The organism is Gimesia maris, from assembly GCF_008298035.1.
In the GTDB taxonomy this organism is placed as follows: Bacteria; Planctomycetota; Planctomycetia; order Planctomycetales; family Planctomycetaceae; genus Gimesia; species Gimesia maris.
Map to the genome: position 1 here is coordinate 3140278 of NZ_CP042910.1, position 13267 is coordinate 3153544.

At 50.5% G+C, this 13267-nt stretch carries 8 protein-coding genes; 2 read left to right on the forward strand and 6 right to left on the reverse strand.

Annotation, left to right across the window (positions count from 1 at the left end):
* Positions 1–327: 327 nt before the first annotated feature.
* The 6 genes from GmarT_RS11710 to tsaE all read right to left on the reverse strand — a co-directional run bounded on the left by GmarT_RS11710 (position 328) and on the right by tsaE (position 10548).
* Entirely contained in the window at positions 328–2484 is a 2157-nt protein-coding gene (locus GmarT_RS11710) for a terpene cyclase/mutase family protein (protein WP_149302740.1), read from the reverse strand.
* A gap of 272 nt (positions 2485–2756) precedes the next feature.
* A complete protein-coding gene (gene bioB, locus GmarT_RS11715) occupies positions 2757–3818 on the reverse strand; it encodes a biotin synthase BioB (protein WP_002648317.1) in 1062 nt (353 codons plus the stop codon).
* 283 nt (positions 3819–4101) lie between these two features.
* The gene (locus GmarT_RS11720; protein WP_002648316.1) at positions 4102–4668 is read right to left on the reverse strand and encodes a hypothetical protein; all 567 of its coding nucleotides are present in this window, start codon (positions 4666–4668) and stop codon (positions 4102–4104) included.
* 135 nt (positions 4669–4803) lie between these two features.
* Positions 4804–8319 (reverse strand): DNA polymerase III subunit alpha, encoded by a 3516-nt coding sequence (gene dnaE, locus GmarT_RS11725; RefSeq protein ID WP_044239493.1) that lies wholly within the window; start codon positions 8317–8319, stop codon positions 4804–4806.
* Between the two features lie 695 nt (positions 8320–9014).
* A complete protein-coding gene (locus GmarT_RS11730) occupies positions 9015–10019 on the reverse strand; it encodes an NAD-dependent epimerase/dehydratase family protein (RefSeq protein WP_002648313.1) in 1005 nt (334 codons plus the stop codon).
* A 46-nt stretch (positions 10020–10065) separates the two neighbouring features.
* Positions 10066–10548, reverse strand: a complete 483-nt coding sequence (gene tsaE, locus GmarT_RS11735; protein WP_002648312.1) for a tRNA (adenosine(37)-N6)-threonylcarbamoyltransferase complex ATPase subunit type 1 TsaE — start codon at positions 10546–10548, stop codon at positions 10066–10068.
* 216 nt (positions 10549–10764) lie between these two features.
* Here tsaE and GmarT_RS11740 point away from each other — a divergent pair, with 216 nt between their 5' ends.
* Positions 10765–11961, forward strand: coding sequence for an MFS transporter (locus tag GmarT_RS11740; protein WP_044239489.1), 1197 nt, complete (start codon positions 10765–10767; stop codon positions 11959–11961).
* 474 nt (positions 11962–12435) lie between these two features.
* Positions 12436–13200, forward strand: a complete 765-nt coding sequence (locus tag GmarT_RS11745; protein WP_044239512.1) for a gamma-glutamyl-gamma-aminobutyrate hydrolase family protein — start codon at positions 12436–12438, stop codon at positions 13198–13200.
* Positions 13201–13267 lie beyond the last annotated feature (67 nt).

Genomic DNA, 13267 nt, shown 5'->3' on the forward strand with positions numbered 1-13267 from the left:
ACTCCAGTTAAATTCGGGTGGGTTAGAGGGTGCCTGCGAGAAACGGCTGGTTTCTTCTATTTGAAGGTGGGTAGCTTCGAGCGCGTTAAACGCATTTGAAACATATACCTGTCAGGTAGAGGAAACAAGCAATCATTGAATATTGTTCAAAAAAAAACAAAATTTTTTTTGAACGGTGTGATTGTGTCTCGTGTCCGGGCTCTAACCCCCCTTTTTACAAGGAGTTATTTTGGGAAAATATGTCAAGAAAAAAATGATTTACACGAACGTGGTGTTCTGTACATTGGAAAAAATACCATGTTCTGCAAATACTGGCACGATGTTTGATCAGCGTCGCAGCCGCTCAAAACGGGCCAGGGCCATCAACGGAAAGTAGGTCCGGTAGAGGTGGTATTTGAGATAGAATACCTTGGGGAACCCGGTTCCGGTGAAGGGTTCTTCGTCCCAGTTGCCGTCTGCTTTCTGTGTTTCGAGCAGGTAATGCACTCCCCGCCGCACGGCGGCAGAGTCGATTTCATCGGCCGCCATCAATCCCATTAAAGCCCAGGCGGTTTGAGAGGGGGTTGCAGCGCCCTGCCCGCGTAGCGAAGGATCGGCGTAGCTGTCCGCGGTTTCTCCCCAGCCCCCAGATGGCTGTTGATGAGATTTCAACCAGCCGACCGCTCGAACAATTCGTGGATCATCAGCGGGGACTCCGATATTTGTCAGTCCCACAATCGACTGCCAGGTTCCATAGAGATAATTCACACCCCAGCGACCATACCAGCAGTGATCATCTTCCTGCTGACTCCAGACATATTCGAGCGCTTTTTGGCAGGCGGGATGACTGAGAGGCAGATGTACGTCGGCAAATGCCTCCAGAACGCGTGCTGTCAAATCGGCGGTACTGGGATCGACCATCGCATTGTGATCGGCAAACGGAACCTGGGTAAACAGTTCCCGGTCATTATCTCGATCAAAGGCACCCCAGCCTCCATCCTTATTCTGCATTCCCAGCATCCAGTGCATGCCACGCTGAATGGCGCCAATCATGGGTTCCAGCAGGTCCAGATCCGCGTAGGCCTGCTCGCGCGACTCGCTGCGACCGACAACGATTGCTTCCGTGTTGAGATCTTCGTCATAGGGGTTCCATTCCGGTGTGACGAGGAAATCGGTCAGCCACCGGTCCTGTTTTAGAGTTTTAGGCATACACCGTCTGAGCGCCATGATGACCATCGCGGTGTCATCCACATCGGGATAGAACTCATTATTGAATTCAAAGTACCAGCCACCCGGTGCTTGCGATTTGCTGGAATTTACCCAGTCTCCCGGTTCACGAGCTTCCTGAGAGAGGAGCCATTTCACGGATTTTCGGATGGCGAGATGCCGGTTGGAGACCCCCGCCTCCCGCAGGGCAATCGTGCTGAGGGCGGTATCCCAGACAGGCGATTTGCAAGGTTGTAAGCGAATTCGGTCGCCCTCTTTGATTTGCAGTTTTTTCAGTTCGCTTAAAGCACGCTGAATCCCGGGGCTGTTTTCCTCCTGTCCCAGGCATTTTAAGGCAATGACTGTCCAGATGATTGGCGGAAAAATGGCTCCCAGTCCATCACTTTTTTCAAAGCGATCGGTCATCCACTGATAAGCTCTGTTGACGGCCCGCTTGCGAAATGGTTTCAGTCCCAGATTTTCAATGAGTTTGATACCCTGATCGACTACCTGGAAAAAACCATGCCAGTTGAACCACGGTTTTTTCGAGAGAGAATCCAATGCTTCGGACTTGGGCATCGTCCTGGGGTAGTCTTCCGGTCGTCCGGTAAACAGCTCGGTGATCCCCTGCTCTTCCGGCAGAGTGATTGAGGGGCGATATTCCCAGAGGATACTCAAGGGAACGAGAATCGTACGGGACCAGGCTGACATTTCAAAAATATTGAAAGGCATCCAGCGCGGAATCAACATCAGCTCCGGTGGGACAGCCGGGCACTTGGAATAGGGAATGACTCCCAGTAAGGCCAGGTAGAAACGCGTGAAACTGTTGACGGCTTCCACTCCGCCGGCAGCCAGAATCGCTTTGCGGGCGCGTTGCATGTATTCCTCTGCTGGCGAGTGACCTGTCAGTTTGAGCGCGAAGTAGGCTTTGACCGAGGCGGAGATTTCGATGGGCCCTTCCGGGTACATATTCCAGCCCCCCGCAGGCATCTGTATATCCATCAGGTAGTTGGCAGCCTGAACTGCTTCCTCAGAGTTCTGTTTTCCCAGAAAGGTCAGCAGCAGAATGTATTCAGACTCCAGGATCGAATCTCCTTCGAGTTCTCCGACCCAGTAGCCCTCTTCATGCTGCAGGGACAACAGGTAATCGCGCGAGCGGCTAATCCCTTTGAGCAACTGCTCTGGATGATCGAAGGGGGCAGCTTCCGTGCTGGGGAAAATCTTGAAGGTGGGGGCTGTTCCGTGACCAGGTTCGGGGTTGCCGGACAGATCACTGGCTCTCAGTCTGCCTGAATTCATTTCAGGTACTCCCTGACGTTGTTGATATGGATTCCATTCCCGGGAAATTGCTCTGACGCTGATCGCGCGCATTCAATTTCGAGGTTGAGATCATAAGCGGAGACCGCTTTTTGTACAACCTCAATCAAGGTAAGGGGTTTGAGACTGCATCCAGTTTTACTCTAGCGTCTCCAAGGCCATTTGGATCGGGTATAATAGATCGGGAGACGCTATTGTTAAATGTGATGCGCTCTGGAATCCGGGCTCAAACGCTGTCGAGAGGTCTGACTGTTTCAGCAGGATTCCGCCTGGGCAGCCAGTTCTGAGGGCTCATCTTTAGTCGCATCCATTTCGTGCCCTGAAATGATCACCTCAAATCCCAGATCGGCGATCATTTCATAGTCTGCTTCAGCTGCCTGTCCTTTGGTTGTCAGGTAATCACTGACAAACATGGAGTTGGCTGCATAGAGCCCCATGGCCTGCATCGAACGCAGATTGACTTCGCGGCCTCCGGCAATACGAATTTCTGTGGCAGGATGCGCCATCCGGAACAGACAGAGTGCTTTCAGACAATACCGGGGGTCGAGTTCATCGACGGCTTCGAGTGAGGTACCATCAATGGAATTCAGGAAGTTGACCGGGATAGAGCGGGTTTCCAGTTCGCGGAGTTCGAAAGTGGCGTCGACAATGTCTTCCGGGACTTCGCCCATACCCACAATCAGGCCACTGCAGAGTTCCATGCCGGCTTCCCGGGCTACTTTCAATGTCTGCAGGCGATCTTCATAGGTGTGCGTGGTACAGATTTTTTCGTAATATTCGCGGCTGGTATTCAAATTATGATTGATGCGATTCACACCGGCCTGCTGCAGACGTTTCGCCTGATCTTCATTCAAAAGACCCAGGCAGCAGCAGATTCGCAAATCAAACGAGGATTTGATTTTTTCCACGACAGAAGCGACATGCTCCACTTCTTTATCTGTCGGTCCACGTCCACTGGCGACGATACAGTAGGTTCCCGCTTTCGCTTCATCAGCGGCTTTCGCACCTTCGAGCAGTTTTTCTTCATTGAGCATGCGGTATTTAGGAATATCAGCCTTGGAACCACGAGCCTGTGAACAGTAGCCACAATCTTCCGGGCAGAGACCACTTTTAGCGTTTTTCAGGTAGTAAAGTTGTACCTGTTTTCCAAAATGTTTCTGTCGGATGCGATAGGTGGCAGACAGCAGGTCCAGCAATTCATCATCACTTGAGTTTAGGATTTCCAAGCCTTCTTCACGGGTGATCTGGTAACCGGTTAAAACCTGATCTGCGAGTATTTGCCAGCGTGAAGGAGATGAAGTGACCTGATTGTTCATCAAAGATATCTTTCAGTGCAGAAGGAGCGAGTTTTGCGAAGTAGGCCGGGCGTTCCGGCGAAAATTATGGAATTCGGAGCCTGTATCAGTCAGCACATCATGGACCCTGAATGTCTTCTGAATCCACCGACGCATTGTTGTGGCAGGACAGGATTTCGGGCTGTGTAAGAGTGTGCAGTTGATGTCAGGGTCTTGTAGTGCTCTATGATAGGCGAAATCAGGGAGAGTACAAGTAAGCTGGCTGTCATGGGGAGGGGCTGTTTTGAGGATTTTCTGAATCAGTTTAATAGGATGTTCGAATCCACTTCTGACTGACATCTCCCTGGTCATCCCTCAATGTGAACATTTTTTCTTCGATCGAGTGAATCTCACGTACAAACTCACTTCCCCAGAGTTGTTTGATGTAATCCAGCTTGTTTTCTGGACTCCCGCCGACAGCCCGTAATGTCAAAGTGGCGGCGTTTAATCGCCATTCGATATCGATTGTGACTTTTTTGCCCAGAACCGAACGCCAGATCCCCTGTGGTTCAATTACCATTGTGGCTGTACCGTTTTCATTAATGGTCAGGATCTGCCTGCTGGTACTTTTGGTCTGTTCCCATTTTCCAACGAGACGTGCCAGGAGTTCTTCAGGGGTAAGTTCTGCGGATTTCTGATTGGATTCAGGCTGATGTTGGGTTTCAGCAGGTTTGATTTTGGAAGTCACACGAGCTGGAATCTGATGCAGAACCCGTTTCTGATTGTGAGTCTGAGCTCTGCCTGACTGTCTACGATTTGAATTCGCGGAAGGATACAGGAAGGCAGCTGCAAGTCCAACCAGCGCCAATATCACGATTCCCGTTTTTTTCATCAATTAAGTCCCTGGAACAACAAAACGACCCGATTGCAGCGTAACTATATCTTATTTTCGGCAGCAGGGAACACCAAGATTTCTTTAAAAATGGCAGAACAGGTACTTTAAATACAGTCTGTAGATGCAAAAGGGTTACCGGCCCAGACTTCCATTGGTATTTTTTTTCTTGACCGGTGTATGGAAATGTATATGGCTTTGTCCGATGACGGCAGTTAACTGTGTTTCAAATTCATTACTGCAGGAAACGCGCAGACTACCGGGAGGGTTGAGTACATACCGCAGCTGTGTGCCCGGCTTCTCCTGGTCTACCGAATCGACGACCAGAATGACTTCTGTCTGGCCGGGAAACTGCGTCAATACATCGTGAACATTGACCATATCCTGCCTGGTGTGTACTCCGCGCTTAAAATTGATAGCCAGACGATCGGTAAACTGCTTCCGGGCATCATTCAAGGTGAGCAGCTGATCGACAATAACATTGGGTTCCCTGCCCCGTTTGTCGATTTTCCCTTTGATAATGACCATTGCTTCCATCTTGACCTTCTCGCCCATTGATGCGAACTGTTCGGGCCACATGATACAGCGAACCAGTCCGTGCGGATCTTCGAGGTCAAAGTTCACATAGCGGGTGTTCCCGTTCTTGCTTGGTTTTTTCGTGGCTGCCATTTTGATCGAAGAAACCATGCCTGCCAGAATGACTTCGACCCGGTCATCCATTTCTGCCAGTTCATTGGTCTGATTTTGAGCATATTTGGTAAGCGAGGTTCCCATCTCAGCCAGTGGGTGTGAAGTGAGATAAAAGCCGAAGACTTCTTTTTCGGCGCCCAGTTTTTGTGCGCGCGGCCAGTCTTCTGCTTCCGGCAATGATGCTTCTTCTTCTGCACCGGTTTCTTCGTCAACCGTTTCGTCGCCAAACAGACTCTTCTGACCGCGTGCCCGGTCGCGATGAATATTCAAGGCGGATTGCACTGCACGCTCAACTGTGAGCATTAACTGCGCCTGGTTCCCGCCGAGGCTGTTGAGGGCCCCTGCCTTGATCAGGGTTTCAAGCGTGCTCTTGTTGAGGGTTTTAGGATCGACGCGTTCACACAGGTTGTACAGGCTGGTAAAAGGGCCATTCTCTTCACGCTCTTTAACGACAGCTTCAAGTACCTGTTCGCCAACCCCTTTAATCGCCCCCATGCCAAAGCGGATCTTTTCACCATCTACGCTGAATTCTACTTCGGAGCGATTGATGTCTGGCGGGAGTACTTCGATTTTCATACGGCGACAGTCATCAACGTGTTCGGTGATTCGCTCATGACTTTCCATGCCGCAGGAGAGTAAAGCCGCCATGAATTCTTTGGGGTAATGCGCTTTCAGATATGCGGTCGCGTAGGCGACTCCACCGTAGGCGGTCGAGTGTGATTTATTGAACCCGTAACCAGCGAACTTTTCGATCATTTCGAACAGGTCCGTTGCCAGTTTGACATCCACGCCACTTTTTTTGGCGCCTTCGAGATATTGATCCCTGAAGTCGGCAATGATTTTCAGCTTTTTCTTACTGATCGCTTTAATACAGCGGTACGCTGCAGAAAGTTCGATGCCTCCGACGCGGTTCAGAATCCGCATGACCTGTTCCTGGTAGACCATCACGCCGTAGGTCTCATCCAGAATTTCATCGACAATGGGATGAACTTTGGGAATCGGGATCCGGTTGTTTTTTACATCCACGTACTGCATCACCATCCCCCCTTCCAGAGGGCCCGGTCGGTACAGAGCGGAAGTTGCGATAATATCTTCGAACTTGTCCGGCTTCATTTTGGTCAGCAGATCACGCATCCCGCCACTTTCCAGCTGAAAGATCCCTTTGGTTTCTCCTCGCTGGAGCAGTTCAAAGGTTTCCTGATCATCCAGGGGGAGCTTATGCGGATTGATATCGATGCCCCGATGTTTTTTGACGTTTTGAACGGCTTTGTCCAGAATTGTCAGATTGCGCAGTCCCAGGAAGTCCATCTTGAGCAGTCCCACCGATTCGACGGTGGGACCATCCCATTGTGTAATGATGTCGGTCTTACCGGTAATGGACTGCAGCGGAACAACTTCAGAGAGCGGCAGGTCAGCCACCACGACGCCTGCCGCGTGTGTGCCTGCACTGCGGCATAGTCCTTCCAGCTGCATGGCCAGATCGAGCAGTCGTTTGATCTCCGAATCCTGATCGTAGGCAGATTGCAGATCGGGGCTTTCTTTTAACGCGTCTTTCAGTTTGATCCCCAATGATTCCGGGATCATCTTGGCAATTTCATTGACTCGCGCCAGGGGAACGCCGAGCGCACGTCCTACGTCACGAATCGCCGCTTTGGCTTTCAATGTTCCAAAGGTGCCGATCTGTGCCACGCTTTTTTCACCATACTTCTGCTTGGTGTAATCGATCACCAGCTGGCGTCGATCACGACAGAAGTCGATATCGATATCGGGCGGTTCGGTACGGCTGGGATCCAGAAATCGCTCAAACAGCAGGTCATACTTGAGCGGGCAGACCTGGGACATTCCGAGCAGAAATGCGACGATGGCACCACACGCTGATCCACGAGCCGTACAGGGGATCCCTTCGTTTTCGGCAAACTGCACGAAATCCCAGACGATCAGGAAGTAACTGGAATAACCCATTTGTTCAATCACGCCGAGCTCCAGATCGAGTCGATCCCAGTGCGCCTGCGTCAATTCGTCGCCGTATTTTATGGGCAGACGTTCTTCGCAAAGTTTTCGCAGGTATTGCGTGTCGGTCAAATTATCTGGTGGCTGGAATACCGGGTAGAACTTTTTATCCGACATCTGGATGTCGACGCGTTCTGCAAGTTCCTGGGTTCTGGCGACCGCATCTTCAAGTCCGGGGAATGCATTATACATCTCATCCTGGGTACGTACAAAGAACTGGTCACCGGTCATTTTCATGCGTTTTTCATCGCTGACGACGGCGCGTGTACTCACGCAGAGCAAGACATCCTGCGCTTCGGCATCTTTTTGATCGACATAGTGTGCATCATTGGTCGCGACGAGAGGCAATCCCATGCGGTTGGCCAGATCCACGGTTCCTTCCAGGCACTGCCGCTGTATTTCCAGACCTGCATTCTGGATTTCCATATAGACTCGGTCGCCAAACACTTTTTCATACCAGGCGCATAATTTTTCTGCTTCTTCCCAGTCTTCACCCAGAATGTGGTGTGACAGTTCACCGGCGGCGCAGCCTGTCAGCAGAATCAGGCCTTCACTGTGTGCCTCCAGGATTTCCTTGTCGATACGGGGTTTGTAATAGAAACCTTCCAGGTAGGATGCCGAAGAGAGCTTGATCAGGTTTTCGAACCCCTGCCGGTTCTGTGCCAGCAGTGTCAGGTGAAAACTGGCTTCTTTCATTCGCGAAGCCCCTTTTTCAAAACGGCTCCGGGGGGCGATATAGGCTTCCAGCCCCAGGATGGGATTCACGTCCTGACTGCGGCAATGCTGATAGAAGTCCATCGCACCGTACAGGTTGCCGTGGTCAGTAATCGCGAGCGAATTCATGCCCGCTTCTTTGACTTTACTTACCATTTCGGGGATGCGACTGGCACCATCCAGCATACTGAAGTGAGTGTGACAATGCAGGTGAGCAAAAGGTCTGGGGTCGCTCATATTATTCCGTGCTCCCGTCTTTTATAAATGCCATCCAGGCAAAATACAGCTCTGGCTGTGAGAGATTTGTGATTTCCGGAAGCTGGAGAGGACTCTGCTACAGCATTCCATTCCCTGAGTGTATGGGGATTATCTGGTTTGTCAATCTACCAAAAGATACTTCACTTCTGGTTTTTGATATGTACTTTGATTGATGAAAGTACGCTTGAATTTCACACTGTCGCTGCAAAGTATTACAGAAGAAAGAGGTGAGTTACTACATCGTTCTTTTAAAGCCCGAAGCAGCTTTACTTAGATTTTTTCAACCGATCCAGAGGTTGATATACCAGTTCACTCCATCAGACAGGGGAGGAATCAGGTCACACGCCAACAGGAGCGGCGTGTAGAACGCAGCGAAGAATGGCGAACTCATTGAGTTAAATGAAGCGTACCACTGCCAGAATAAAGGGCCGATGGATAACACATACAAAAGGAGAAAGACAGTGACTTGGATCGTGGAAGTGATAATGTATCGCCGCCATGACCACGGTTTCTGAACAGATTGCCGTTGATGGTCTGATTGATCAGGTGACTGCGTTGGTGAACTTTCCATGGATACTATTCTAACTTTCAGCTATGGGGCAGGTCAATTGCCAGATTCCAGCACTCAGCTGCATTCTCATGGATTTTACGCAGAATTCATAAGCGGAATTGAATTATGGTAATTTATGATGAGTGCGAAACCATTCGATGGTAGCACTCATGGACTGCTGAAAAGTTTTTTGTGGCTGATAATTCAGTTCCTGTTGCGCTTTTTGCGAACTGAAATCCAGGTTCAGTCCCAGAAACTTGATGCGTGCCTGCGACAGGATCGGGGCCTGTTTTTTGCCCAGAAATCTCCAGAGACCTTCCATTACGCGGGCCAGATTTCTGGCGACTGGCAGAGGGACTACTTTCTTAGGTGGAGGATATTCAGCCAGTTCCGCGATGGTGGAAATAAATTCGCGCTTACTGACCAGTGAGACATCTGTGATATTGTATGTCTGGCTCAATGCGTCTTCGTTGAACAGAGCCAGGAATATGGCATCGACCAGATGTTCGACATAGGTATTATTCATCAGCTTTTCGGGGCTGCCCAGGTACGCGAATCGACCGGATTTTAATCTCTCCAGGATACGGGGCAGAACCGTCCGGTCACGGGGACCATAAATGAATCCCGGACGCAGAACGGTATAAGGGATGGAATGCTTCCGGAGCAGTTGTTCGGATTCAATTTTGCTCAGTGTATATCCATCGATGCCGGCAGCGTGGGGCGGCTCTGTTTCGTCAGTGCCATAATGATCGCGGGCTTCGTAGACTCCCAGCGAACTGATGTGAATCAAATGTCTGATCAGGCATTGTTCTTCGAGTGCGGTCAGCAGATTTTCTAAACCTCTGACGTTGGTATTTCGATATTCGTCGACACTTCCCCAGTCACCTACTTTGGCTGCCGTGTGGACGACGATCGTGACACCTGTCAGGGCATCACGCAGTGAGTTTTTATCGGTTAAATCACCCTCAATCAGCTCGGCGTCGAATTCTTTCAGGTACTCTGCCTGATCGAGAGAGCGAACCAGTGCGACTGTTGGTATCCCCGCCTGTCGTGCGCGTTGAATGACATGGCTGCCAACCAGACCTGTTCCCCCTGTCACAAGCAGTTTTTGTTCCGATTGAACGGTCATGTTTTTTTTCCTGATTCAGATTGGGTGTCGTCGCGAATTGAACAATTCAGAATGATTCCGTTTGCAGCCGGGCGATGATCTGTCTGGAACGTGGCCCCTGCCCCTGGAACCGAAATGTGCGAGCCGTTTGCGAGGAGTGCTCGATATTGATTTGCAGGAGATCGCCTGGAAGGACGTCTCTGACTTTGTCGGCCCATTCGATCAGACAGACACCGTTAGAGTACAGCAGGTCATCGGCTCCCAGTTCAAGAAACTCATCGGTATCCCGCAGGCGATAGGTGTCGAAGTGATACAGGGGAAGCCGTCCCTGGTATTCCTGGATCAGGACAAAGGTCGGGCTGGTTACTTCAGCCGGATCGACGTCGAGTGCTGTGGCAATCGCCTGAACCAGGCGGGTTTTGCCTGCTCCCAGGTTACCATTTAACGCGATGACCGTTCCCGGGGTCAGATATTCGGCCAGCTTTTTCCCCAGGCGCTGTGTATCGAGTTCACTGGTTGACTCAAAGGTCCATTCAATTTCAGATTGCAACGAAAATTCTCTCGATAAAGTTTGATTTTGAATACTCAATGATTCTGATGGTATAGCTGGTTTTCGTAAATATCACAATACAAACTGTTTAATGCGGAATCAGGAAATAAGAATACAGCGGACTGTCCGGCTCGGGCGATTCGCATTCTGGTCACCTGCCCGATAGAATACCTGCTGACTTCTGAATCGAATTCCTGCCTTGAAGCTTTCCTGAAAATGTCTCACGCCTATCGTAGTCTGATTTGTCTCACGCTCACTCATATCATTGTTGATGCTTCAGCAATTGTAGTTGGTCCCTTGTGGGGAGAAATCGAACGTGTTCATTCTTTAACGGAAAATGGTCTGTTCCTCGTACTGACCATCCATGCGCTGGCATCGTCACTGGCACAGCCCGTGTTCGGATACATCCGTGACCGATACCCGATCAAATCCATCTTGTGGCTCGGGCCACTTCTGGGGGCAGTGATGATGCCGCTGGTCGGACCGGCAAACAGTGTCTTTTTTCTGTGTGTGGCTTTACTGCTGGGGGGTATCGGCATCGGTTCTTTTCATCCGGAAGCGGCAGTGGTCGCAGGTTCCCTGATTCCGGAACGACGTACGCGAAGCCTGTCGCTCTTCATGTTTGGTGGCGCGATGGGGCTGGCGGTCGGGCCGATTATCTGCGGTGCGATCGTTTCCACGTGGGGCCTGTCGAGCGTCTGGATACTGGCGCCGTTGTATGCCGGACTGATTCTTCTGCTTTACAGGATTGGAAAACCACCGGCGGCTTTGTTTGAGCGGGATCGAAAACAAAAATCGCAGTCTCTGTCACAAATGCTGGAGGGACGCGTACTGTTAGCGAGCTTTCTGTTTATGGTCTGCTCACTCAGGCTGGTTCCCAATATGGCGATGGATAAACTGATTTCTTTCATTCTGAAAGATCAGGACATTTCTGCATTTCAGATCGGTTTGATCCAGTCTGTCTTTTTGTTTTCGGCCAGTGCCGGGATGTTGTTGATGGCATTTCGCTTCAAATCCGGTCATGAAAAGCTATTCATGATTGTCTGTCCTCTGCTGGGCATTCCCCTCATGCTAGTACTGGGCTGGGAAGGATGTCCGATCTGGTTGATGACGCTGTTGCTGATTCCCAGTGGTCTGATCTTGTGGGGCACGAGTCCCGCGATGGTCTCTTATTCGCATCAGCTGTTCCCCAAAGGGGGAGGTGTCGCGTCTGCGATCACGATGGGGATGGCCTGGGGCGGAGGTGGCATGATTCAGGCAAAGATCACCAGTCACTTTGTCGCGCTGGGGATTCCTCAGCGGGCATTCCATGCGATTATTCCCTGTCTGATACTGGCAGCGGTGGGGGCGATGCTGTTGCCGGCGTTGCCCTCTGTTGCAGAATCAAAAAAGGAAGTTGTCGAAACCGTGTGAGGGAGGCCTGGTGCACGGCCTGAACCGTAGACGTTTTGCCGTTTTTAGATTTTTTAAAAAAAATTGTGAGCAGAATCAGTAGATTCGGGTTCTACCAGGGTCAATTGCACAAGATATGGTATGAGAAGGTCAACAGGTCAGAATATTCGCTCAAAATGATCGATTCGCTGGACAGCATGATGGGACGCCACTAAGATCCGCTCACTCAAGTGATTTGAAAGTTGAAAACACAAATCATTTGAAGTTACTGTAAATGATCAGTAGCAGACGGACCGAAGGAACGGACCGCGAAAAGAGAATGGATTCTATTTCTAAACGTTCGACCAGGGGGGATTTTCATCCGCTCGAACGCACTTCGAATGCGAATCTCTACGCAAGTCGCTTCCTTCCATCCGCTGAATCTGGGGAATTCCCGTTATACCCCAATTGTTTTTTGACCGCACAGGAAGTGCACTGAAGTGAAGGATGGATTCGATGTCTAAAAAACCCTTGATTGGAATTACTGGAGACTTTCGCCCCGAGCAAAAAGAGTCTCAGGCTTTAAGCTGGTTCTTTACCGGATACTATGATTCTGTAACAGACGCCGGTGGTATTCCCGTGATGATGCCTCCCCTGGCTGATGACGATGACCTGAAACAATTTCTGGAACAACTGGATGGCCTGATTCTTTCCGGTTGTGCGTTAGACCTGGATCCGATCCGTCTGGGATTTGAAAAACACCCTGCTTCCCGCGCCATGCCTTTACGCCGCGAAGACTTTGATCGTCGTGTCTGTACAATGGCAATGGAAATGAAAATGCCCCTGCTGGCGATTGGTTCGGGAATGCAGCTGATGAATGTCATCAGTGGCGGCACACTGCATCAGCATGTGACCGAAGATGTTCCTGGTGCCATGTATCATCGTGATGGTGTGGAAGCCAACCTGCGTCATATTATCAATATCGGACCCGGTACCCGCGTTGACAAAATGTACGGTCCAGGTGAAATTCGTGTGAACAGTCAGCATCATATGGCTGTGAAATATGTTTCAAAAATGTTTGTTGTTTCGGCAACTGCTCCGGATGGTGTGATTGAAGCCATCGAAGTTCCCGATGAAGACTGGTTCTGCGTCGGCGTGCAATGGCATCCCCAGAATCATTCCGCTTCCGCTCTGGATATGCAGGTCTTCGAAAACTTTCTGTCTGCCTGTGAAGAACCCGAACCACAAATTCTGCAAATGCCTGTCCGCAAAGCTGCGTAACCCACAGCTGGATCACCGGCGGTGTTCCTGGTTTTTGAGGGTAACCGGGAGTCGCTTCTGCTTTGTG